Annotated in this window: 23 protein-coding genes and 2 pseudogenes; 14 read left to right on the forward strand and 11 right to left on the reverse strand. The window is 68.4% G+C overall.

The features are described from left to right. Window positions 1–136: 136 nt before the first annotated feature. Window positions 137–715, reverse strand: coding sequence for a TetR/AcrR family transcriptional regulator (locus ID574_RS09395; protein ID WP_188188444.1), 579 nt, complete (start codon window positions 713–715; stop codon window positions 137–139). A gap of 89 nt (window positions 716–804) precedes the next feature. Here ID574_RS09395 and ID574_RS09400 point away from each other — a divergent pair. After that, window positions 805–1,098, forward strand: a pseudogene (locus ID574_RS09400) (DUF4267 domain-containing protein); the annotation flags it as partial. 397 nt (window positions 1,099–1,495) lie between these two features. On the opposite strand, the gene ID574_RS09405 reads toward ID574_RS09400, so the two are convergent. From ID574_RS09405 to ID574_RS09415, 3 genes are all read right to left on the reverse strand, one after another. Continuing rightward, on the reverse strand, window positions 1,496–2,710 hold the full coding sequence (locus ID574_RS09405; protein WP_188188445.1) for a cation:proton antiporter: 1,215 nt from the start codon (window positions 2,708–2,710) through the stop codon (window positions 1,496–1,498). Between the two features lie 132 nt (window positions 2,711–2,842). Then, window positions 2,843–3,277 (reverse strand): cupin domain-containing protein, encoded by a 435-nt coding sequence (locus tag ID574_RS09410; protein ID WP_188188446.1) that lies wholly within the window; start codon window positions 3,275–3,277, stop codon window positions 2,843–2,845. Between the two features lie 191 nt (window positions 3,278–3,468). Next, window positions 3,469–3,951 carry a cupin domain-containing protein gene (locus tag ID574_RS09415; RefSeq protein WP_188188447.1) on the reverse strand — a complete coding sequence of 161 codons (483 nt, stop codon included), beginning with the start codon at window positions 3,949–3,951 and terminating at the stop codon, window positions 3,469–3,471. Between the two features lie 368 nt (window positions 3,952–4,319). On the opposite strand from ID574_RS09415, the gene ID574_RS09420 reads away from it, so the two are divergent. Next, entirely contained in the window at window positions 4,320–4,781 is a 462-nt protein-coding gene (locus ID574_RS09420) for a carboxymuconolactone decarboxylase family protein (RefSeq protein ID WP_188188448.1), read from the forward strand. Between the two features lie 146 nt (window positions 4,782–4,927). Here ID574_RS09420 and ID574_RS09425 read toward each other — a convergent pair whose 3' ends face one another. Beyond that, on the reverse strand, window positions 4,928–5,851 hold the full coding sequence (locus ID574_RS09425) for an NADP-dependent oxidoreductase (RefSeq protein WP_188188449.1): 924 nt from the start codon (window positions 5,849–5,851) through the stop codon (window positions 4,928–4,930). A 184-nt stretch (window positions 5,852–6,035) separates the two neighbouring features. Here ID574_RS09425 and ID574_RS09430 point away from each other — a divergent pair, with 184 nt between their 5' ends. After that, window positions 6,036–6,311: a DUF6510 family protein gene (locus ID574_RS09430; protein ID WP_188189598.1), complete on the forward strand. Its 276-nt coding sequence runs from the start codon at window positions 6,036–6,038 to the stop codon at window positions 6,309–6,311. Between the two features lie 95 nt (window positions 6,312–6,406). Beyond that, window positions 6,407–7,150 carry an SDR family oxidoreductase gene (locus tag ID574_RS09435; protein ID WP_188188450.1) on the forward strand — a complete coding sequence of 248 codons (744 nt, stop codon included), beginning with the start codon at window positions 6,407–6,409 and terminating at the stop codon, window positions 7,148–7,150. 328 nt (window positions 7,151–7,478) lie between these two features. On the opposite strand, the gene ID574_RS09440 is transcribed toward ID574_RS09435, so the two are convergent. From ID574_RS09440 to ID574_RS09460, 5 genes and pseudogenes are all read right to left on the reverse strand, one after another. After that, window positions 7,479–7,862 carry a hypothetical protein gene (locus ID574_RS09440; RefSeq protein WP_188188451.1) on the reverse strand — a complete coding sequence of 128 codons (384 nt, stop codon included), beginning with the start codon at window positions 7,860–7,862 and terminating at the stop codon, window positions 7,479–7,481. A gap of 93 nt (window positions 7,863–7,955) precedes the next feature. Then, on the reverse strand, window positions 7,956–8,975 hold the full coding sequence (locus ID574_RS09445; protein ID WP_223166535.1) for a sulfotransferase family protein: 1,020 nt from the start codon (window positions 8,973–8,975) through the stop codon (window positions 7,956–7,958). A 108-nt stretch (window positions 8,976–9,083) separates the two neighbouring features. After that, window positions 9,084–9,233, reverse strand: a pseudogene (locus ID574_RS62370) (beta-ketoacyl-ACP reductase); the annotation flags it as partial. 39 nt (window positions 9,234–9,272) lie between these two features. Further along, complete coding sequence (locus tag ID574_RS09455) at window positions 9,273–9,977, reverse strand: GNAT family N-acetyltransferase (protein WP_188188453.1); 705 nt, start codon at window positions 9,975–9,977, stop codon at window positions 9,273–9,275. A 361-nt stretch (window positions 9,978–10,338) separates the two neighbouring features. Continuing rightward, the gene (locus ID574_RS09460) at window positions 10,339–11,061 is read right to left on the reverse strand and encodes a TetR/AcrR family transcriptional regulator (RefSeq protein ID WP_188188454.1); all 723 of its coding nucleotides are present in this window, start codon (window positions 11,059–11,061) and stop codon (window positions 10,339–10,341) included. A gap of 97 nt (window positions 11,062–11,158) precedes the next feature. Here ID574_RS09460 and ID574_RS09465 point away from each other — a divergent pair, with 97 nt between their 5' ends. Beyond that, window positions 11,159–11,887: an alcohol dehydrogenase catalytic domain-containing protein gene (locus tag ID574_RS09465; RefSeq protein WP_188188455.1), complete on the forward strand. Its 729-nt coding sequence runs from the start codon at window positions 11,159–11,161 to the stop codon at window positions 11,885–11,887. A 149-nt stretch (window positions 11,888–12,036) separates the two neighbouring features. After that, on the forward strand, window positions 12,037–12,552 hold the full coding sequence (locus ID574_RS09470) for a glycoside hydrolase family 32 C-terminal domain-containing protein (RefSeq protein ID WP_188188456.1): 516 nt from the start codon (window positions 12,037–12,039) through the stop codon (window positions 12,550–12,552). 99 nt (window positions 12,553–12,651) lie between these two features. Here ID574_RS09470 and ID574_RS09475 read toward each other — a convergent pair whose 3' ends face one another. Continuing rightward, window positions 12,652–13,560 carry a carbohydrate kinase family protein gene (locus ID574_RS09475; RefSeq protein ID WP_188188457.1) on the reverse strand — a complete coding sequence of 303 codons (909 nt, stop codon included), beginning with the start codon at window positions 13,558–13,560 and terminating at the stop codon, window positions 12,652–12,654. A 175-nt stretch (window positions 13,561–13,735) separates the two neighbouring features. On the opposite strand from ID574_RS09475, the gene ID574_RS09480 reads away from it, so the two are divergent. The 8 genes from ID574_RS09480 to ID574_RS09515 all read left to right on the forward strand — a co-directional run bounded on the left by ID574_RS09480 (window position 13,736) and on the right by ID574_RS09515 (window position 22,841). After that, the gene (locus ID574_RS09480) at window positions 13,736–15,070 is read left to right on the forward strand and encodes an ABC transporter substrate-binding protein (protein ID WP_223166536.1); all 1,335 of its coding nucleotides are present in this window, start codon (window positions 13,736–13,738) and stop codon (window positions 15,068–15,070) included. A 130-nt stretch (window positions 15,071–15,200) separates the two neighbouring features. Beyond that, window positions 15,201–16,055 carry a carbohydrate ABC transporter permease gene (locus ID574_RS09485; RefSeq protein WP_188188458.1) on the forward strand — a complete coding sequence of 285 codons (855 nt, stop codon included), beginning with the start codon at window positions 15,201–15,203 and terminating at the stop codon, window positions 16,053–16,055. Further along, window positions 16,052–16,879, forward strand: coding sequence for a carbohydrate ABC transporter permease (locus ID574_RS09490; RefSeq protein WP_188188459.1), 828 nt, complete (start codon window positions 16,052–16,054; stop codon window positions 16,877–16,879). Before ID574_RS09485 ends, ID574_RS09490 begins: the two co-directional genes overlap by 4 nt. A gap of 29 nt (window positions 16,880–16,908) precedes the next feature. Then, window positions 16,909–18,030, forward strand: a complete 1,122-nt coding sequence (locus tag ID574_RS09495) for a glycoside hydrolase family 172 protein (protein WP_188188460.1) — start codon at window positions 16,909–16,911, stop codon at window positions 18,028–18,030. A 60-nt stretch (window positions 18,031–18,090) separates the two neighbouring features. Further along, a complete protein-coding gene (locus ID574_RS09500; RefSeq protein WP_223166537.1) occupies window positions 18,091–19,122 on the forward strand; it encodes a LacI family DNA-binding transcriptional regulator in 1,032 nt (343 codons plus the stop codon). Between the two features lie 33 nt (window positions 19,123–19,155). Further along, entirely contained in the window at window positions 19,156–20,115 is a 960-nt protein-coding gene (locus ID574_RS09505; RefSeq protein WP_188188462.1) for a glycoside hydrolase family protein, read from the forward strand. A gap of 207 nt (window positions 20,116–20,322) precedes the next feature. Continuing rightward, window positions 20,323–21,651, forward strand: a complete 1,329-nt coding sequence (locus ID574_RS09510; protein ID WP_188188463.1) for a NosD domain-containing protein — start codon at window positions 20,323–20,325, stop codon at window positions 21,649–21,651. A 167-nt stretch (window positions 21,652–21,818) separates the two neighbouring features. Further along, window positions 21,819–22,841, forward strand: coding sequence for a LacI family DNA-binding transcriptional regulator (locus tag ID574_RS09515; RefSeq protein WP_188188464.1), 1,023 nt, complete (start codon window positions 21,819–21,821; stop codon window positions 22,839–22,841). Window positions 22,842–22,855 lie beyond the last annotated feature (14 nt).

The following is a 22,855-nucleotide window of genomic DNA, read 5'->3' on the forward strand; positions in this document are numbered from 1 at the left end:
AATGTACGCATGTACATATCGGCGAAAGCGCGACAGCGTGTCCGCCGACACCGGCTTCTATCTGGACCTGGCCGTCCCGGACGACGACGCGCGGAACATATCAGCGCAACTCGCGGCCCCAGCAGCTGCAGGCCGGTCAGCTTGGGGTGTCGGCGAGCTGGGTGACGAGGAAGTCGAGGCGTTCCTCCTCACTGTCCAGGGGAATACGGCCGCTGTCCGACAGGGTGGCTATGCCGTGCAACGCGCTCCAGATGACTTCGGCGAACAGTTCGCGTCGCGCGTTGTCCGGGCGAAGACAGCTGACGAATTCGTCGAAGGCGGCGCGCAGTGGGGGCGGCGTCTCGGCGTGCGCGAACTTCACGTCGGTCGGCATGACGAACATGGCCTGGTAGAGGGCGGGCCGCTCGGTAGCGAACTCCAGGTAGGCGCGGCAGACGGCGTGCAGGGCCTGCTGTGGCTCGGGGTTGGCCAGCCGGGCACGGCGCAGATGGGCGGCGAGTTCGCCGAATCCGTCGATCGCGACGGCACGGACGATGGCGTCCTTGCCGCTGAAGTGGCTGTAGAGCACGGGCTGGCTGTACTCGACGCGCTCAGCGAGCCGTCGCGTCGTCACCGCCTCCCAGCCTTCGGCCTCGGCGAGTTCGCGGGCTGCTGTGATGATCAGCTGATGGCGTCGGGCGCGTTCGCGTTCACAGCGCTCTTTGATGGCGGACATGGTCTAGCAACGCTAGACATTCTGTCGCAGGTATCCCTATCATCGACCCGACAACTAGCGCCGCTAGACAATAGGCGCTTCTTGCGCCGCAGGTCGCAGTCGGTTTCGGCATCCCCGGCACACCGACCGAGGACCGCAGCTTCCAGGCATGGCTGACCGTCAAGGCCGTGCGCGACATAGCCTCCGGGCTCTTCATCTTCATCGTGCTGGCCGGCGGGTCACCCCACCTGCTTGGCTGGTTCATGCTGGTCGCCACTGGCATAGCCGTGGGCGACGCCTTGATCGTGCTGCGCAGCAACGGACCCAAGGCGGCCGTCTACGGCATCCACGGCGGCACCGCAGTGGTGATGCTGGCGATCAGCGTGCTCCTCCTCATCGCGTAACCGCTCCTCACGCCGCCTCGGCGGGGTATTGCCTCCCCTGACGGATGGGCGAGTCGGGTGCGGACTCGGCCTCGTCGGGTAGCCGGGACGCGTTGTCGCGCCCCGGCCCCCTGGTAAGTCCTTGTAGTGATTGATCGCCAAGACGTCCCTTGGTGTGCTGACGGGCTTGGTGTCCCGACACACAAGGAGGACGTCCGTGAGCCGGGGCAGCAACGGCCTGTCGCGAACGAACCACGTCTGCAATCTGATGGCCAATGTACGGAAATGCGCTCAGAACGAGATCCGCCTAATCCCGCGCCTCCGGCCTTAGCTGCCCCTCGCACAGAGGGTGCTGGGCGCATTACCCACGATATGGGCATGTCGGGGAGGCATGACCACAGAGCAAACACCAGGCACGTCAACGCTCTGCGCCAGGCGACTTGATCGGGCGCCGGCGTGGGTGGTCGGAACGGCTCAGCAGCCGCAAGGCCATCAGGGGGAACACGACCACTGACAGGAGGCCCGCTGCCACCAGCGCGGCGGCGTTCTCCGGACGGATGGCGTCCAGCTTCAGGCCGATCGTGGCCGCGGCCACGATCACCGGCAGCGATGTGGCCTGCAGGAGTCCGCTGGCCATGACGTCCGCGCACGACAGACCGGCAGCGCGGTAGGCCAGTGCGGGAAGTCCGCGAACCAGGAGAAGCGCGGCTAGGAACATCGGCACCCGCAACACCGTCCCAGCGTCGGCGAACAGGGCGCCGAGATTGAACTGGATGCCGCTCGTCACGAAGAACACCGGCACGAGAAACCCGTAGCCCAGCCCCTCGAGTTTGATGTGAAACTGCGGGTGGGTCCGTTCCGCGTCGGGGTCGATCAACCGGAGCACGGCTCCCGCGACGAAGGCACCGAGGATGGCCTCGAACCCGAGATGCAAGGCCATCGCGGACAGTCCGACGACGAGGAGCATCGACAAGCGGACCCGGACTTGCGCACTTGTGTCCGCCAGCTTCTCCACGGCCCGGGAAAGCCACATGGAGCGCCCCGCCTGCATCGACGCCAGCACAATGAGTACCGCCAGCCCGACAAGGCTGAGGAGCAGCAGCAGCCTGGAGCCCGGGCCCGACGAGTGCTCGGAGAAGAGCAGCGACAGCAGCACCACAGCGCTGATCTCACCGGCCGAGGCTCCGCCGATGGTGAGCTGGCCGACCGGCCGGTCGATCGCACCGACGTCCTTCAAGATGGGAATCAGCAACCCGAGTGACGTGGCCACCAAAGCAGTGCCGATCAGCAGCGGGCTCTCGGCCAGCCCCGCTACGTGCAGCAACAGGCCGACGATTGCGGCCAGTGCGACCGAGCCGAGCAGGCCGGCGCTGACCAGTCGTGCCCGGGGCCCACGCAGCCGCCGGATGTCGATCTCAAGTCCGGCCAGGAACAGAAGGAAGCCCAGGCCGATGACCGACAATGCTTGGACGGCGGTGTCCGCCGCTACCACGTTCAACACCGCCGGGCCAAGGACGACGCCTGCCACGATCTCCAGGACCGCGCCGGGTACGGGAAGGCGGGGCACCGCGGCGAGGAGGAACGGGACACCGGCGGCCACCGCCAGCACGATCAGCAGGTTGTCGTACGACATTCCGGCGGTTACTCCTCTGGGGCTTGTCAACGTCACGCAGGTCCCGCCGCAACTGGCCCAGCCTGCCGCCCGGCCGGCCTGACCTGCGCGCTGACGCGGGGCTGAGCTCGAGGCCGGCCTCCCCGCCCACGGTTACGGGCGAGGGGCCCGGCGGTCCCGGCGCTCTTCGAGTTCTTCGGCGCTCACCGGGATGAGCATCGGCTGTCCGGCCACACCGAACATCGTGACGACGAATTCGGTTTCGGCGTCCGGAAGGTTGTTGGCATCCTGGTAGTGGATGAGGTCGCCGCCGGGCTCCCAGAACGTCTCTCCGGCCTTGACGACCCGTTGTGGTTCGCCTTCCAGCTCGAAGATCATCTCGCCTCTGATCATGTAGCCGAAGGCCGGACCGGTGTGGCGGTGCGGCGGGTTGCCCTCACTGCCCGGCGGCAGAGTGACCAGGATTGTCATCGCCTCGGCGTTGTCGGGCATAGGCGGCGGCGAGGGCACCGACGAGATGAGTTCGATCTTCGGCGGCGGCGTAGTCGCGTTGGGGTTCTCGAGGTGGTGCGAATGTTCGGTGCTCATGGGCTCCTTCGTCCTCTCTGATCGTTTCTGTCGTCGGGTCGGCTTCAACCAGTCGGTGTAGCGGGTGGGGCGATGCGGGCGTCCTTCTTGGCGGTGAGGACATCGCCGTGGGCGACGGCGAACAAGCCGACGTGTCGTCGATGATCACAGGGCGACTGATCAGCGCTTACCCCGGCTATGCAACCGGCGCACTACCCGCGCGGGTCATCGACCTTGATCTTGTCCCCTGTGTTCGAGATGAAAATGACCAGCAACTTCGCCGGTTTTGTCCGGCTGATGTTTTCCGTGAGCACATGGTGGGCGCCCGGCGGCTCGACCCAGTACTCGCCCTGGCGGAAAGTGCGCACCGGCTCGCCACTGATCTGGCTACGCAAAGTGCCTTCGAGCACGTAGGCGTACACGAAAGTGTTGCCGTGCCGATGCGGCACCGCGCGTGAACCTGGCGGGAAGGCTGCGATCGCCGAGGTGAACGTCTTGCCCCTGACATTCGGAAGCGTCTGTTCCAGCAGAGTCGTGAGCGTCTCGGTCGGCGGCGGCGAACCCGTGGCGGCAACCGGCACCTCGGCGGCACCCTGCGCCTTGCCGGTCGCACGCTTTGCTACGGGAGCACATGCGGCGGCCGTGGCCACCATGCCGGCAGCCAGAAAGCCACCGGCGAGCCGTGCTCGGATCATGACGGCTCTCCTATTCCTGCTCGGACTTTTGAAGCTTCCCTGCTCGGACTTTTGAAGCGGACGGGACGATCGCGAGGCGTCCCGGCTTTCGCCCCACGGGCTTACTGCTCCGACTCGCCACACCACCGGACACGGCCCGAAGGGGCTCACCTCGGCGTGGCGTCTCGGTCAGGCGGAGAGGTGTTGCCTGAGTACGCTGCCCAGGCATTTCGAAGACCTGCCAAGGGCGAATTCAAGCCTTGGTGATGGTCTGCCCAGGCACAGTCGGTGTCGTCGTGTCGAGCCGGCCAAGAAGCGAACCGCGACGAGCCACACGGCCGGGTGCCCCGCGGGAGGGGCGGCAGTTCACGCGGCCTAGAGTGATACGCGTGACTGAGCAGCAACGCGTCAACATCGGCAAGCAGCACCCGGCCAGCTACAAGGCTCTCATCGCCTGGTCGACGGCGGCAGAGGAGGGCGCCGCGGCGGCAGGCCTCGACCCGCTGCTGGTCGAGCTGGTGAAGATCCGTACGTCGCAGATCAACGGCTGCGCGTTCTGTCTGCGCATGCACACCCGCGACGCGCTCAAGAAGGGCGAGAACCCAGACCGCCTCGCGGTGCTGCCGGCATGGGCAGAGACCGGCTACTTCTCCGAGATGGAGCGCGCGGCCCTGCGCCTGACCGAGGCGATCGCGCGGGTGTCGGATGGTCATGTGAGCGACGCCGACTACGCGGCGGCCGCCGCAGTGCTCTCCGAGGATCAGGTCTCGGCGGTCGCCTGGCTGTCGACCGTGATGAACGCCTTCAACCGCGTGGCGATCACGAGCCGATACACCGTCGCCGGCAGCTGAACCGGCCTGGGGGTTCCGCGAAAATCGGCGGCCTTCCAGCCCGCGCTCCACGCAGCCCTGGCCCGGCCGCCCCCGTCGACGAGTTCGTGCGCGGGAGTGGACGGAAACCGTCGCACCTGCCCCACGCCGTCCGCGCACGTATCCGGCTATTCGCCTGCCGCGACCCTGATGATCGTCTTGCCGGGGGTGCGCTGGGCGGCCGCGAGCGCCGAGGGCGCCTCGGCGAGCGTCAGCACGGTCCCGATGATCGGGCGGAGCCGTCCGTCCCGGAGCCGCCGGGCCAGGTCCGCGAGCCGGGCGCGATCGGGTTCGACGACGAAGAAGATCGCCTGCCCGTCTCGGGGCCGGACCGTGGGTGGGGAGGCGATGGCGACGAGCGTGCCGCCGGCGCGCACCAGCGCGGCCGAGCGGTCCCGGAAGTCACCACCGATCACGTCGAACACCACGTCGACCTGACCGGCATCGTCCAGGGGATCGGCCTCCAGGTCCAGGAAGGCATCCACGCCGAGCCCGAGCGCCGTGTCCCTGTCGCGGGCCCTGCCGGTGCCGATCACTCGGGCTCCCGCCTCGCGCGCGAGCTGCACCGCGATAGAACCGACACCGCCCGCGGCGCCGTGGATCAGGACGGTCTGACCGGCAGCAAGGCGGCCGTGGTCGAACAGGCCCTGCCATGCGGTCAGCCCTGAGATCGGCAGTGCGGCAGCCACGGTGTGGCCGACGTCGGCCGGCAGGGGCGCGAGGTTGCGGGCCTCCACCGCCACGTACTCAGCCAGCGAGCCGTCACGGGCCCAGTCGGTCAGCCCGAACACCCGCTGGCCGACGGTCAGGCCGGTGGTTCCGTACCCCAACTCGACGACGACACCCGACACCTCATGCCCGGGCACACTCGGCGTCCGGTCGCGCCCCGCACGATCGGACCACGTTGCTGGCCAGTCGAGCTCTCCGGGGGTGAACGCCGCAGCATGCACCCGCACGATGACGTCGTTCTCGGCGGCGTGGGGGTACGGCACTTCCGTCAGGGAAAGCCCAGCCAGACCGGCGGCGCGGTCTCGGACGGTGATGGCCTGCATGACAGGTCCTCGCGAGCGGTGGAATTTCGGACAGGACGAACGTACCCGCGTGCGTTGGGGTTTGATGCGTGCGAACTCACCGCGGCGAGTCGCCGGATCCGCCACCGCCAGCAGCGCCGCCCGGACAAGCTTTATGCAGGTCAACGTCCCGTCTCAGGATTTCCCGTAGATCCTTCGCCGAGGCATGCGGATCGCGGGCCCGGGCATGGTGGAAGGACCAGATGACCCGTCGCTGAAGGAGGCCTTCCGTGGCCATCGTCTCGCGCGGCTTTCGCGGCGGGCCCAGGGCGGCGACCGGCTCCCACCCGGTCCGTATCTGGTCGAGGACTTTCCCGAACCCGGGCTGGTGGCCCGCTCCCCCGGATGCGCGGAGGTGGTGCTGCGCCTGGTGCGCGGCCTCGGCACGGCCTGGCTCGACCTCCGCGGCGCCGTGTCCCTGCGCGTGTCCCTGCCGGACTGACCGACCTGGCCCACGACGCCCCTCGCCACGCCGCGGGTCCGGGTGTTTCCGCCCTGGAAGCATGCTGGAGTAACGATCAAGGAAAGGAGATCATCGTGCGGATCGCAGTCGCCGGCGCCACCGGGAACATCGGCTCGCTCACCGTCGCCGCGCTCCAAGCGAACGGGCACGACGTCGTGCGCATCAGCCGTTCCCACGGCGTGGACCTGTCGACCGGTGACGGTCTCGACGACGCCCTCACGGGCGTCGAGGCGGTCGTCGACGCCACGAACCTGGCGGCGACCGAGCGGGCCCAGGCGGTGGCGTCCTTCGGTGCGGCGACCCGCAACATGCTCGCCGCCGAGGAACGGGCCGGTGTCCGCCACCACGTGCTGCTGTCGATCGTGGGGCTCCATCGTGTCGAGGGCAACCCTCACTACGAGGGCAAGCGGGAGCAGGAGCGCCTCGTGGCGGCAGGGCCGGTCCCCTGGACGATCGTCCCCGCCACGCAGTTCCACGACTTCGCCGCGACGGTGGTGAGCTGGACCGAGCGGGACGGGGTCGCCACCATCCCGCCGCTGCTCGTGCAGCCGATCGCACCCGCGGACGTGGCCGAGGTCCTCGCCGAGATCGCGACCGGCGAGCCGAAGGGGCGCTACGTGGACGTCGCCGGGCCCGAGCCGCAGGACCTCGTGGACATGGCCCGGCGTACGAACGAGGCCCGCGGGCGGAAGGTGAAGCTCGTGCCCACATGGTCGGGGCCGCTCGGCACCGAGATGGCCGGCAACGTGCTGCTGCCCGGAGAGAACGCCCGCATCGCGCCGACCACCTTCGACGAGTGGCTCGCGGGCGAGGCATGAACGACCGCCGGGTGAGCGTCTTCCCGGCGGCGGGGGGAGAGGTGATGTCTCATGTGCTCGAGCGTGTCCGCCAATTTGGGGGAAGATCCTGGACGGGTTACGGGCGACTGCGATGCGCCCGAGGGAACGGACTGGACGGTGGGCGTGGATTCCACCGTGGTACGCGCCCACCAACACGCCGCCGGCCGACTTCCCCTTAAGGGGATACCGTAGATCACAAACCGGTCAAGGGGCGAGAGGCGCTGGGCCGCTGCCGGGCCGTAGCCCAGAGCACTGGCAAACGCGGGCGGATCTACCAAGGCACCATCGACGTTGCTGATCCACTGCCCTAGAACCACACCTCATCCAGCCTGTCCCAAAAAACGTGGACGCGATCTCTCCCATATCGGTCGATGAGCGCGGCGGCAAAGGCGCGGTCGCGTGGACTGACGCCCACCCCAACCTTGTTGATCTCCTGTTTGACGCCGACCTGAACGATAAGAGGGCCCTCCCTCAAACGGCGCCAGAACTCCTCCTCGGAAGCGAATTCCCCAGAACCCCAGAGCGCGTGCAATCGGGCGTCCTGGTCATCGCTGATGGTGTCCTGCAGGCGCCGCAGTTCCCGCAGGGTGTAGCGCTGTGCAATCACGTTGAGGTGTTCAGGATGGGCGAGCAGGCGACGGACCTTCGCGGCCACCGCAGATGCCTCCGAGGAGGTCGGGACGATCGTCACCCCAACGGGACAGCTCGGCCATGTCCGATTCCAGCTCCCGCTGCTGCCGCATAACGGGATCCGGCGCTCGCGAGCGCGCGTTCTGTTCGGCCACTACTCGTATCCCATGGCTGGGATGACATCTGCGAGTGCTCGTTCGATCAGCGCGCGGGTGTCACTGTCGAACTGGTCGTTGCGGTGGTCGAGGCTGCGTGCGCGGAACGTCGACGTGGTCGCGAAGTCGTCAACGCCAACGCTCTCGAAGAGCGCCTTCCGCTGGGCCGGCCAGTCCGCAGCGAGATCCTCGGCTCTGATCTCAACGTATCGCTTGGTGTCGAGATCGGCGGTCGCCTTCCAGGCGAGCCATCGGTCATAGATCGGCTTGAGCCAGGCGAGCGCGCCGTCGACCGTGGACGGTGCCCATGGCTGGTCGACGTGCGACGCAACCACCGCGACCGGGTGGCGCTTGATGTGGACGATGGTGGCCTCAGGGACGAGTTCCCAGAGGAAGTCCATGCACAGAAGGTTGAACGGCGTCTTCTCGCACCAGGTCGGCTTTCCCGCGTCGGCAGCTGCCCCGCCGAACATTACGTCGACTGCGCGACGAAGGATTTCGAGGAGTTCGCTCCGATCGCTGAAGTACTTCGGGATCGCCCGCCGGTAACTCTGATGCTCGAACGGCCCGGCGGCCCAGTCGGTGTGGCCGAACCCTGCCGCAGGCACGAACTGGTCGAACGTGGTCGCGACGAGCTCCGACCACAGCCGTCCCACCGCGTCCCAGTAGTGCCGCTCGCCGATGGCCTCAGGAACGGTATGACCACGATCGATGTCTCTCCTGCTGACCAGTCGCACCGTAAGGATGTCGCTCAGCCTGCGGAGGGCGTCGTCCCCGACGTAAGGGTCGTATCGAATCGTGAGTGCATCCGCCAAGTCCCTGAAGCCGCCCGGGTCGACAATGAACCTGGTCTCGATTGGAATCCTGTGGATCTGCGGGTGTTCGCCGAGAATGTTCGCGAGTTGCGATGTTCCCGACCGACCGACCGGTGCCGGCGACGAAGATCGGCGGAGGATAGGCCACGGCGAAAAACTCAACTCGCGACTCACCGATGTGTCAAGTGAATTGCCGCTGGCCACCTGCTCCTGCCCACCTGCGCATGCCCCGCCTGTCGGAAACATGATGGTGGAGATCGTGTGCGGCCTTGGCGTGCGCTTCGATGCAGTCCCGGCCATGACACCGCCGTCGACGTCCCAGACGGCGCCGGTGACCCAGTCGGTCTGATTGGACAGGAGGAAGTCGACGGTGGCGGCCGCGTCGTCGGGAATGCCGGTACGGCCCAGAGGGTGAAGGTGTTGAAGCCGTCGAGTGCGGAGTCGACGTCCGCCTGACGGCAGCCGGCCGGAAAGAGTCTCAACGCCGAGGGCCTGAGGAGATCACGGAATGCGGAACCCGCGAAAGGTCACGTGTTTCCGAGCCTCGAAGCCGAGCCGCTCGTAGAGCGCGATCGCGCCGGTGTTCGCCTCGGCGACGTGGAGGAAGGGACGTTCGCTCCGAGCCGCGATGCGCGCGGCGAGCGCACTGACCAGGCGGGCGGCATGGCCTCTCCCACGTGCCTCGGGGGCGGTGCAGACAGCGCTGATCTCGGTCCATCCCGGAGGTCGGAGCCGTTCGCCCGCCATTGCCACCAATGTGCCGTTGTCGCGTACGCCGAGATAGGTACCGAGTTCGTGGGTGCGGGACCAGAACGGTCCTGGTTGGGTCCGCGCAGCGAGCTCGAGCATCTCAGGCACGTCGTCGACGCCCAGTTCGACCACCCCCGCGTCTGGCTCGGCATCAACGTGACCGGGGTGGCTGCCGGCGGGACCGATCATTTGAAGGCCGTCGAGGGTGAAGACCGGCTTCCAGTCCGCAGGCGGGGTCGCCGGGCAGCTGAACAGATCGGCGAGCTCGCCGCGACCGAGCAAACGAGCGAGATCGGCCCACTCTGCCGCGTCTGGGTCGGTGGATACCGTGGAGAAGGTTGCGACTTCCGGGAGGTAACCGGCCGCCCGGCCGAGCCGACGGGCCAGATGTGTGTGGTGGCCGCGGAGCGACTCACCGACCGGGTCGTCGAGTGAGACGGCGTCGCGGTTGACCATTGTGCTGTGCCTCTCGTGTCGTGCGCGCGTGGGAGTTGGCGGTTGCCCGATGCTATGCCGCTCAAGCCTGTGGCCGGCACCGAGAGCACGCCACGCGTTTCGCGCCTCGTGGGCCGGGCCTATTGGGCCTCAGCCTTCGTCCGGGTGCCCGTATCGCGATGAGCGGGAACGGGCGGCGGGCCTCAGTCAGGGTGCATCCGCCCACTCTGGCGCTCATGCATGCCACCTTCGCCTGATGCGTCTCGCGTACTACGGCGACCCCGCAGAGCGCCGATGACGAGGCAGGGTCAAGGGATGACCGGCGCGCGCGTTCGAGTCCGGCGAATGGACACGAGACACTCACCATGGTCGTTTGGCGACGTCACCGGCCGTCTGGTCGCTCCGCCGCTCCACCGGGGCCGGGGGCGGGGCGGGTGAGGCGGGCCATGGCCCGATACAGCGCGATGGGTGCAGGAGCCTGCGCCAGAGGTGGGGGGTCGGTGCCAGGGGCCGCGTAGGCGCGCAGCATCTGGCCGACCAGGCGGCGCCAGGTGTCAGGGGCGGCATCGTGGGTGGCGGCGACGACGCCGGCGTTGGCCATCAGCAAGATGACGAGGTCTTCTGGGGTGAAGTCGGCGCGCAGGTGGCCGGTGGCCTGGGCGCGGGCGATGAGTTCGAGGAATCCGTTGTAGGCCTCGGTGCGGCGGGCTTCCAGTGCCTTGGCGGCGGGGAAGGTCATGGCCAGCACGTCGGCGAAGCCGCGGTCGGCGGCCTGCATGGCGCACACCGTGTGGATGTAGCCGGTGAAGCCGTGCCAGGGGTCGGGGTCGGCGAGGGCTTCGGCAGTGGCGGCGGCGTAGGCGTCCATGCGGTCGGCGAAGACCGCGTTGATGAGCTCTTCGGGGGTGGCGAAGCGGCGCGACAGGGTGGCCTTGCCGACGCCGGCTTCGCGGGCGATGCAGGCCATGGAGACGCCGAGCCCGTGGCTGGCGTACAGGCGGCGGGCGGCGGCCAGGATGCGCTCGCGGTTGCGTTCGGCGTCGGCGCGCAGCCCCGTTTCGGGCTGCCGGTCCGGGGAGGAGTCGGGGTCTGCGGCGGCTGTCATGTTTCCATTCTACAAGTGGAACAGGCTACCCAGTTTCGTTGTTAGGCTGTCATCATGGAATCGGGTAGGACGTTCCAATTCCCGAAGGGTGCAACCCATGCGTGCAGTGACCCTGGACTCCGTCCCTGCGACCCCGGCCGTGACCGAGGTCGACACTCCCCGCCCTGAGGCCGGTGAGCTACTGGTGAAGGTGGCCGTCTCCTCGATCAACGGCTTCGACGCCGCCACCGCGGCCGGCTACCTGCAGGGGATGATGGAGCACCGCTTTCCGTTGGTGGTGGGCAAGGACTTCGCGGGCACCGTCGAGGCTCTGGGCGAGGGCGTGGACGGTTTCGAGGTCGGCCAGGCGGTCTTCGGCGTGGTGATGAAGCCGTTCCTGGGCACCGGCTCGCTGGCCGAGCACGTCACCGTGTCCGCCGGCTACGGCGTGGCCCCCCTCCCCGACGGCCTGTCCGTTCAGGAGGCGGGCGCGCTGGGCCTGGCCGGCACCGCGGCGCTGGACAGTCTCAACTTCGTCGCCCCGGCCGACGGCGAGACGGTGCTGATCTCCGGTGCCACCGGTGGGGTGGGCGCGCTGGCCGTGCAGCTCGCCGCCGCCCGCGGCGCCCGCGTGATCGCCACCGCCCGCCCCGGTGCCGAGGCCGACTTCGTCGCCGGCCTGACCGGCACGCCGGTCCACCTCGTGGACTTCGCCGGCGACCTGCCGACCGAGGTCCGCGCCTTCGCCCCAGGGGGTGTGGACGCCGTCCGGAAGTCCACCACCTGCCGTACCCGCAGCCAGCGCCTCCCCGCGGCCGAAGACCTTGAGACCGCACGGCAACTGTGACAACTCTCGTGGCCTTGCCTGCGGCATCATCCCACGCATATCCCGGATCTTGATAATGCTTCCGCGTACTGGCGGCCTGCATTCACAGATAGTCCCGCCAGAACGGCCTCCGGCCCGACGGTGACCTGGGCGTCAAGCCGCTGCCCGAGATGGCCTCTCTCCACACCACCACCGCCCCGCTGGTCATCCTCACCAATCAGAACGACCTCAGCGCGGCCAACCAGCAACTGTCCCACGTCCGCGGCGACACCCTCCACATCCGGCTGGAGATGTCGGCCTCCGCCGCGAGCCGCTACGGAATCAAGGTCAGGCGCAGCCCCGCGGGAGAGGAGGAGACACTCCTGTCCTACAACAAGAACGACAAGACCTTCTGCGTCGACCGGACCCGCTCGGGCGCCGTCTCCAGCCTGTTCGCCGACCTGGGCGTCCAGTGCGGCCCTGTCACTCTCGCGGGCGATGTCCTCACCCTGGACGTGTTCCTCGACAAATCCATGCTCGAGGCCTACGCCGGGGGCCACAAGTCCATCACCACCCGTGTGTACCCCGCCCGTGACGACTCGCTCGGCCTGGCCCTGTTCGCCGACGGCACCGTCACGGTCAAGTCGCTCAAGGTCCGGGCGATGAAGTCCGCCTTCACCGGCTGGATGCTTGAGCCCAAGGCGTAGCTGCGGAGATAGGGCGAGGGTGTTCATGCTCGGGCTGTGATGACCGAGCATGAACACCCTCGCCACCGCACTGTACGTGTCGCGCGACCGGGCGGATGGTCAAACCGGGGTCGGCGGCACTGAGGAAAGCAGGCCGTCGATCTCCTGCGGACTGGGTGGCACCGCGCCCTCCCGGGTGCACACCACGGCCGCAGCCGCGCATCCGTAGCGCAACGCGTCGCTGACCCGCTCCGCAGTGAGCTCCCCCTCGCCGAGAACCGTGAGATAGGCGGCGGTGAAGGTGTCGCCCGCGCCGACGGTGTCGACGAGCTCGACGACGGGAGCAGGGCAGTTGATCACCGAGCCGCCGAGGATCGCCGACGCGCCGTCGCCACCCCGGGTCACCACGACCAGGCGCTCTCCCGGCCACGCCGCCCAGCGCTTCGCCGCGTCCAGGTCCGGCTCGCCGGGATACAGCCAGGCCAGGTCCTCCGCGCTGACCTTGACCAGCCGCGAGAGCCGTACACACTCCTCGACCAACGTGAGCGCAGACGCCCGGTCACCGATGAGCGAGGGGCGGATATTGGGGTCGTAGGAGACGATGACCCCGGCGTCGGCCGCGGCCCGCATCACCTCCCGGACATGTGCGGCGCCGGGCCCGACGAGCGTGGCCAGCGATCCGGTGTGCAGGCAGGTGACGCCGTCGAGCGAGACCGGACCGGAAAAGCGCCAGTCGAACCGGAAGTCGTAGGACGCCGACCCGTCGTCACCGATCCTGGCGAAAGCCAGGCTGGTTGCGGCACCGGGGACGAGCTCGCCTTGCCCGACCCCGTGCCTGCCGAGATGGCCCCGCAGCAGTTCGCCGAAGAAGTCGCCGCCGATCTCGCTGGCGAGTCTGACCGGTTGCCCCAGCGTGGCAAGGGCGACCGCGACGTTGAGCGGGCTGCCTCCCGCGACGGCGCTGAACCGCGATGCGTCGGGGGAGCCGATCAGGTCGACGATGCTCTCGCCGATCACCAAGAACGTCATGTGCCCTCCCCTCGTGTCGGCGACATGGTGACATGTGCTGAATCGATTCTGCAAGCGCGGAGGCTCGTTCCACGGGCATTACGACAAAGTTTCCGGCGCCCTCTTGACCTCCCTCGATATGCAGGCTTACGTTTGCGCAAACGTTTTTGCTCAGCAGCGGTTCGGGGTGCACCGCATGAGCCCCAGGCTGATGGGAGAGGGCACCATGCCTCACAACTCAGGGCTGTCCCGACGCGATCTGTTGAAGTGGACGGGTGCATCGGGCCTGGCGGTACTGGCCACCGCGTGCGGCGCCGGCGGGACGACGAGCGGATCGGGCGCGGGCGGCGCCAAGGCACTCAGCGTCCTGGTCGAGGCGGGCGGCAAGGCGGAGCTGACGAAGATCGCCGAGGCGTTCACCGCGAAGACCGGCGCGAAGGTGACGTTCATCGAGCTGCCGTACGACGGCCTGTTCAACCGGCTGTCCGGCGAGCTGTCCTCCGGCACCCTCAGCTTCGACGTGGCCGCGCTGGACGCGATCTGGCTGACCGCGTTCGCCGGGGCCGTACGCCCCCTGACCGAGTTGTTCACCGCGGACGTCAAGGCCGACCTGTTCCCGGCCCTGGTGACCGAGGCGCAGGTCGGCGGCACGTTCGTCGGCATGCCGGTGTGGACGAACGCCGAGATCCTCTTCTACCGCAAGGACCTGTTCGAGGACGCCGACGAGCAGGCCGCCTTCAAGAAGAAGTACGGCCACGAGCTCGTCCCGCCCACGACGTGGGAGCAGTTCAACGACGCGGCGGCGTTCTTCACCCGCGGCGGCAAGCTGTACGGCACCGACGTCAAAGGCGCGGTCGAGACCGAATGGCTCGCGCACATACTGCAGGCCGGGTCGCCGGGCGTGGTCCTGGACGCTTCGGGCCAGGTCATCATCGACAACGAGCAGCACCTGAAGGCGCTGACGTTCTACAGCGACCTGAACAACAAGCTCAAGGTGAGCCCGCCCGGCGCCGCGCAGCTCGACTGGGCGGGCGCGCAGAACCTGTTCAACCAGGGCAAGACCGCGATGATGCGGTTCTGGGCGCACGCCTTCCCGCTCATCCCGAAGGACTCCCCGGTGTACGGCAAGGTCGGGGCCGCGCCCATGATCGGCGGAGCGGCGGGCGTGGCGGGCATCCCCGGCCCCTGGTACCTGTCGGTGCCCAAGGCCACCAAGCAGGCCGACCTGGCCACCGAGTTCGTCAAGTTCGCCTACGACAACAACGCGATGGCGATCGAGTCCTCGCTCGGGCTGGCCGCGCGGAAGTCGGCCTTCGAGCAGTACGCCGACAAGCCCGGCTACGAGCACTTCAAGCCGCTGCTGGAGACCCTCAACGCGACGGCCACCAAGCCACGCCCTGCGACGGCCAAGTGGCAGCAGATCGTGGACACCGTGCTGATCCCGACGCTGCAGCAGTCGCTCAACCCGAACGCCGACTACACGGGCCTGCTGGCCGCCGCCAAGGACAAGGTGCAGAGCCTTGCCCAGTAGTCCGAACCCCACGGTGGGCCGGGCCGATCCCCGACCCTCCGGCGGCGACGTCCGGGCTGGTGATCACGTCAGGCACCGGCGGCACCGGCGGGGTCGTGGGCTCACTGACAACCGGTTCGCCCTGGCGTTGATGGCCCCGGCAGCGGTGTTCCTGGCGGTGTTCGTCGGCTGGCCGCTGGTCAAGCTGGTCGTGGACAGCCTGTACGACATCGCCCCGCTGGCCGGGACGCGCGAGTTCACCGGACTGGGCAACTACGGCCAGGCACTGACCTCGCCCGAGTTTCTCGGCGCCGCCGGCCGTACCGCCCTGTACACGGCGCTCGTGGTCACACTGGAGTTCACCCTCGGGCTGGCGGCGGCCCTGCTGTTCAACGCGTTGGGCAGCCGGGCGAGGTGGATTCGGACCCTGTTCCTGTACCCGCTGATGATCGCCCCGGTCGTCGCGGGCCTGCTGTGGCGGTTCCTGCTCATCGACAACTTCGGCATCGTGAACGAGCTGCTCACCCGGCTCGGCATCATTGACGGACCCGACGCGATCGGCTGGCTGAGCGACCCGGACATCGTGCTGTTCTCGGTGGCGCTGCCGGACATCTGGCTGACCACCTCGTTCATGGCCCTGGTGCTGTTCGCCGGACTGCAGAACATCCCGGGCGACGTGCTGGAGGCCGCCCACCTCGACGGCAGCGGGCCCTGGCACACCCTCACCCGGGTGACGCTGCCGCTGCTGCGGCCGGTCATCGCCGTCGCGCTCGTCGTACGCGGCATCGACGCGGCGCGGGCCTTCGACGTGATCCTCATCCAGACCAACGGCGGCCCCCAGTCGGCCTCCGAGACGCTCAGCCTGCTCATCTACCGGACGATGGTGCGGTTCGGCGAGCCAGGCCTGGCCAGCGCCATGGGCACCCTCTATCTGATCGCGATGCTGGGCGTGGCACTGATCGCGGTCGCCACCATCTGGCGGCCGGGGAAGGGGGCGCAGCGATGACCCCGCGCACGAGCACCCGCACGCTGCTGTGGGCGCTGCTGACCAGCATCGTGGTGCTGTACGCGTTCCCGTTCGCGTACCTCATCCTGACCTCGCTCAAGCTGCCCACCGACGCCATCGCCGTGCCGCCGACGGTGCTGCCCAAGGCCTGGAGCCTGGAGAACTACGGCACCGCCCTGGCCACGCCCGGCGTGATCCCCTCGTTCATCAACAGCACCTCCACCGCCGTGATCAGCACAGTGCTGTCGGTCCTGCTCGCGGTCCCGGCCGCATACGGGATCACCCGCTACGGGACCGTGAGCGGGCGGATCTTCATCATGCTCGCCCTGGTCACCCGGATGGTGCCACCGGTCGCCATCGGGGTCCCGCTGGTCACCCTGATGAGCACCGCGGGCATCACCGACACGCCGACCGCGCTTGCCCTGGCCCACACGACGATCTCGCTGCCGCTGTCGATCTGGCTGATGGCCAGCTTCTTCGAGGCCGTACCGCCCAGTCTCGAGGAGGCGGCCGTGGTCGACGGCTGCACGCGGCTGCAGGCGCTGGTGCGGATCGTGGTGCCGGTCGTCGGCGGCGGCATCGCGGTGACCGCGATCTTCGCGTTCCTCGCGTCCTGGAACGAGTTCCTGTTCGCGCTGCTGCTCACGGCGGTGCGGGCGCAGACGACACCGATCGTCATCGCCAACTTCCAGACCCAGTACGGCCTGCAATGGGGGCCCATGACCGCACTGGCCACGCTGTACTCGGTCCCCGTCGTCCTGTTCACCCTGCTGCTCCAGCGGCGGATCGTCGCGGGCATGACCCTCGGCGCCGTCAAGGGCTGACCCACCACCTCGCGAAAGGTAATCGAGAAATGCAGTTCTGGCAGCCGACCAGCCCGCTGGGCGGACTTCCGCGCGTCAAGGCCGGGCGATCGCTGCGATCGTCCAGCTGGGACCGCACCGGCGGCAACCGCGACTTCGCCGTCGTCGCCCCCGGCGAGACTCATGTGCTCGCCGACATCGAGGGCAGCGGGATCATCGAGCACATCTGGCTGACCACCCGGTGCTACTCGGAGAAGTACCTGCGCAAGCTCGTCATCGAGATGTACTGGGACGGCGAGGACAATCCCAGCGTACGCAGCCCGCTCGGCGACTTCTTCGGCGTCGGCCACGCCACCTGCACGCACTACGTGTCGCTGCCGCTGAGCATGGTCTTCGGCCCGCGCCGCGGCCCCAAGGGGCCGTTCGCCGCCGCGATGAACTGCTACTTCCCCATGCCGTTCGGCTCGCACGCCAAGATCGTGCTGCGCAACGAGAGCGACATGCCGGTGGAGAACTTCTTCTACTACGTCGACTACGAGCTCACCAAGGAGCCGATCCCCGACGACATGGGCCGCTTCCACGCCTATTACCGGCAGGAGAAGCCCTGTCAGAAGGTCGTGCACCCCGCCGGCGCGGAGAACCCCCCGCCGTGGGAACTGCCGGGCGTCAACCTCACCGGGGACGACAACTACGTCATCCTGGACGCCACCGGCACCGGGCACTACGTCGGCTGCGTGCTGAGCATCGACAACTTCGACGCCTCCAACCAGCAGTTCACCTGGCCGGGCGAGGGCGACGACATGATCTTCATCGACGGCGAGCAATGGCCGCCGTCCCTGCACGGCACCGGCACCGAGGACTACTTCGGCGCCGCGTGGGGATTCCCCAGCGGGGCGTACGCCGGGCCGTATCACGGGATCTCACTGGCCAGCAGCCCGCAGGAGCACTTCGGCCTGTGGAGTATGTACCGCTTCCATATCGAGGACCCGGTTCGCTTCACCAAGTCGATCCGCGTCACCATTGAGCATGGTCACGCCAACGACCAGGGCAACGACTTCTCCAGCGTCGCGTACTGGTACCAGCTCCACCCGCATGCCCCCCACGCCGATCTCCCCCCGGTCGAGGAGCGGCTGCCACGCCGCTGGCCCGAGCACGGCCTCTGGGACGAATGATGCGGCCGGGTACGCCATCAAAGGATCCACCAGGGGACAATGGAGAAGAGGAGAGACGCGGTGACCAGGCGGCCGAGCATCCGTGACGTCGCGCGCGAGGCAGGCGTGTCCATCACGACCGTCTCCCGCGCGCTCAACGACGTCGAGGGCGCCCGGCTGCCCGACGACACCCGTCGACGGGTACGCGAGACGGCCGAGCGGCTGGGGTATGCCCCCAACAAGCTGGCCCGCGGCCTGCGCACCCAGCGCAGCCACATGCTCGGGCTGATCAGCGATCACATAGCGACCACCCCGCACGCCGGCCGGCTCATCCTCGGCGCCCAGGAGGCGGCGATGAGGCGGGGGTGGGCGTTGACGCTCATCAACACCGGAGGCGACGCGGCGGTCGAGGCCCGCGGCATCGAGGCGCTGCACCAGCAGCAGGTCGACGGGGTGCTGTACGCCACGATGTACCACCGGATCGTCGAGGTCCCGTCCGAGCTGCGCGGTCTCCCGCTGGTCCTGGCCGACGGCAGGACCGGAGGCGACGGGCCACCCGCCGTGGTCCCGGACGAGGTCCGGGGAGGGTACGACGCCACCCGGGAACTGCTCGACCACGGCCACCGGCGCGTGGGACTCGCCCTCAACAGCGACGACGTCCCCGCCACCCACGGCCGCCTGCGCGGTTATCGCCAGGCGCTGGAGGAGGCGGGCATCGCCTACGACCCGGAACTCGTCGTACAGGAGGAGTCCGAGACCACCGGCGGCTACCTGGCCTGCCGCCGGCTGCTGGAGCGCACTCCCCGGCCCACCGCGATCTTCTGCTACAACGACCGCATGGCCATGGGGGCCTACCGCGCGGCCGCCGAACTCGGGCTGCGCATCCCCGCGGACGTGTCCGTCGTCGGCTTCGACAACCAGGAGTACATCGCCGACGGCCTGTACCCCGGCCTCACCACGCTGCAACTGCCCCACTACGAAATGGGCGCCTGGGCCGTCGATCGCCTCATGGAGCTGATCGACGACCCCGCCCGGAACGCGGGCGATGTCCCTGTGCGGACTCTGCCCTGCCCCCTCATCCGCCGGTCCTCGGTCGCGGCACCGTCCGTCTGAGGCGTACCGGCGTCATCACCGGAAAGGCTTTTCGTGCTGCGTCTCGACGACCACTGGGTCTGGGACTTCTGGCTCGCCGACGACGGCGAGACCTACCATCTGTACTTCCTCAAGGCGCCCAAGGCGATCGGCGACCCCGACCAGCGCCACTGGAACGTCTCGATCGGCCACGCCGTATCCGCCGACCTCACCGACTGGACCGTACTCCCGGACGCCCTCGCCCCCAGCACCGGTCCCGCCTTCGACGACTACACCACCTGGACCGGCTCGATCGTCCGGGCCGACGACGGCACCTGGCACATGTTCTACACCGGCACCAGTCACGCCGAGCGCGGCCTCAAACAACGCATCGGCCTGGCCACCTCGGACGATCTGCACACCTGGCACAAGCACGGCACGGCGGCGATCCTGGAAAGCGATCCGCGCTGGTACGAGCAGCTCCAGACCGCTCAGTGGACTGACGAGGCATGGCGCGACCCCTGGGTCTTCCGCGACCCCGGCGAGGACGGCTGGCACATGCTCATCACCGCCCGCTCCCGGGTCGGCGACCCCGACCAGCGCGGCGTGATCGGCCACGCCCGCTCCCACGACCTGCTCACCTGGGAGGCGCAACCCCCGCTCAGCGCACCCGGCACCGGCTTCGGCCACCTGGAGGTCCCTCAGGTGGAGATCGTCGACGGCAGCCCCGTGCTGCTGTTCTCGTGTCTGCGCACCGAGCTGGCGGAGGAACGGCGCCTGACCGGGGAACGCGGGGGCGTCTGGGTGCTCGAACCCGGCGACCTGCTCGGACCGTACGACCCGCTCAAGGCGCGACGACTCACCGAGGAGTCCCTTTACAGCGGCCGCCTCACCCGGGATCGCGGGGGCGCCTGGGTCATGCTCGCCTTCCGCCACACCGACGACGACGGCTTCATCGGGGAGATCACGGACCCGATCCCCGTACGCCTCGAGCCGGCTCACGGCTTGCAGAGCACCCAGCCACTCCCGATGTGACACCCGCCTGCTCAAAAGACCTTCGGACGGCCTTCGACACAGCCGGCTGATTCGTCACCGGTGCCTGGGCAACCGCGGCACCGCCGACAGGCATGCCCGCAGGTAACGCCGTGCTCCCGGGCCGGAGCACGGCGCGCACCTCAGCCCAGCGAACTCCACCTGTCCCTCAAACCCGGATATCGCACCCCCAACCCTCAGGAGGAACGCATGACCGAGAAAGACTCCGGCATCGCCCGCCGCATGCTGCTCAGAGTGCCGGCAGTCGGCGCTGCGGCGGCCGGCTTAGCGGTGCTGTCTGGCCAGCCCGCCGCATCCGCCAAGGCCAACAAGCCGCCCACGGTGTACGACGTCACTGCCTGGACCCACTCCACCAATCCGGCCATCACCTGCTACACCGACATCGGCGCGCTGATCAACGACATCATCGCAGACATCAAGAAGCGCCAGCCCGACCAGTCGTCGAAGCCCGGCGCGGTGATCTACATCCCTCCCGGCGACTACCCCCTCAAGACGAGGGTCACGGTCGACGTCAGCTACCTCACCATCAGGGGTGACGGGCACGGCTTCGCCTCCTCCAGCATCCGCTACAACGCCGGGGACACCTCGGCCTGGCACGAAATCTGGCCGGGCGGCAGCCGGATCCGGGTCGAGAACACCGACGGCAGAAGCGAGGCCTTCCTCGTCTCCCGCAGCGGGGAGCCGCGGCTGAGCTCGGTCGTCTTCGACAACTTCTGCCTCGACGGGCTCTCCTTCACGCCGAACCAGAACTCCTACGCCAACGGCAAGGTCGGGATCCGGGTCGACACGGCCAACGACGCCTTCCGGATCGAACGGATGGGGTTCGTCTATCTCGAGCGCGCGCTGGTCATACGCGACGCGGACGCGCTGAGCGTGCACGGCAACTTCATCGCCGAATGCGGCAGCTGCGTGGAGCTGATCGGCTCCGGGCAGGCGTCGAAGGTCACCGACAACCACGTCGGCGCAGGCTACATCGGCTACTCGATCTTCGCCGAACAGCACCAGGGGCTGCTGATCGCCGGGAACAACATCTTCCCGCGCGGCAAGAGCTTGATCCACCTCCGCAACACCAACCGGTCGTCGATCACCGGGAACCGACTGCACGGCTTCTACCCCGGAATGCTCGACTCGGACGGGGCCAACAAGGAAAACCTCATCAGCGGCAACCACTTCCGGAGGGAACCCGAACCCTGGGGGCCGATGCAGCCGTACGACAACGGCAAGGACGACCTGTACGGGGTGATCCACCTGCGCGGTGACGGCAACATGGTCACCGGCAATCTCTTCGCCTATGACGTCCCTCCCGCCAAGATCACCCCCTCCGGGGCCAAACCCACGATCATCCTGGTCGCCTCGGGGCACAACAACCACCTGTCCAACAACAGCCTGGTCAGCAACGTCGCGGCGAACGCCGTGGTGCTCGATGGGAGCACGCACGGCACGAAGGTGATCGACAGCGCCACCGCCTCGCAGTTCGTCGCCCACACCTCGGACCACACCTTCCGCGCCACCCCCTGAGCCGGAGCAGGCAGCGGTGGCGCTGCCGCTGGACGCGCCGGGCGGCTCCGAGGTCCCGAGCAGCCGGTTCGCGGCATGTAAGGCGTCGGAAACGAACTCTTGCCAAATATCTGCATCAGGGCAAGGATGAAGAACCGATTTGATGAATCGTTTCTTCAAGGAGAATCATGGGCAAGCCGCGGATCAAGGACGTCGCAGCCCGAGCGGGCGTAGGCGTCTCCACGGTGTCCGTGGTCCTGAACAACGTCGAGGGCGCGCGCGTCGGCCCCGAGACCCGGGAGCGGATCCTGGCCGCCGCCCGCGATCTCGGCTACACCTCCAACCCGATCGCACGCAGCCTTCGCACACGTAGGACTCAGACGATCGGCTTCGTCGGCGACGACATAGCGACCACCCCGTTCGCCGGGCGGATGATCCAGGGAGCTCAGGACGCGGCCTGGCAGGCCGGCTACCTGCTCTTCCTGGTGAACACCGGAGGAGAGCACGCGCTCGAGCGCCACGCCGTTCGGGCGCTGCTCGACCGGAGGGTCGACGGTGTCATCTACGCCACCATGTACCACCGGCACGTCGAGATCCCCGAGATGCTGGGCGACGTGAGCACCGTCATGCTCGACGCCTGTCCCACCGACGGCTCCATGCCGTACGTCGTGCCCGACGAACGCGGCGGCGCGGCTGCGGCGGTCGGCGAGCTCCTCCGCGCGGGTCACCGGCGGATCGGATTCGCCACCGAAGCGCTGGACGTTCCGGCGGCATCCGGGCGCCTGGCCGGCTACCACGAAACGTTGGCCGCGGCGGGGATCCCCGCCGACCCAGAGCTCGTAGCAGCCGAGCACGGCACCACAACGGGAGGCTACCGAGCGGCGAGCCGCCTTCTCGATCTCGACGAACGGCCGACCGCGATCTTCTGTTACAACGACCGGATGGCGATGGGGTGCTATCGTGCCGCGGCCGAACGCGGCCTGCGCATCCCCCACGACCTGTCCGTCGTGGGGTACGACGATCAGGACCTGATCGCGCCCGAGCTGTCCCCGGCGCTGACGACCGTCGCCCTCCCCCACTACGAGATGGGGATGTGGGCGTTCCACCGGCTGCTGGGGCTCATCCAGGACGACCCCGAGCAGAGGGAGCAGGGATATCTCATGCCGTGCCCGCTGGTCAGGCGGGACTCGGTCGGGCCGCCGCCGCGGTGAGACGCGACGGCGAC

This window comes from Nonomuraea sp. SYSU D8015, from assembly GCF_008065375.1.
Taxonomy (GTDB): Bacteria; Actinomycetota; Actinomycetes; order Streptosporangiales; family Streptosporangiaceae; genus Nonomuraea.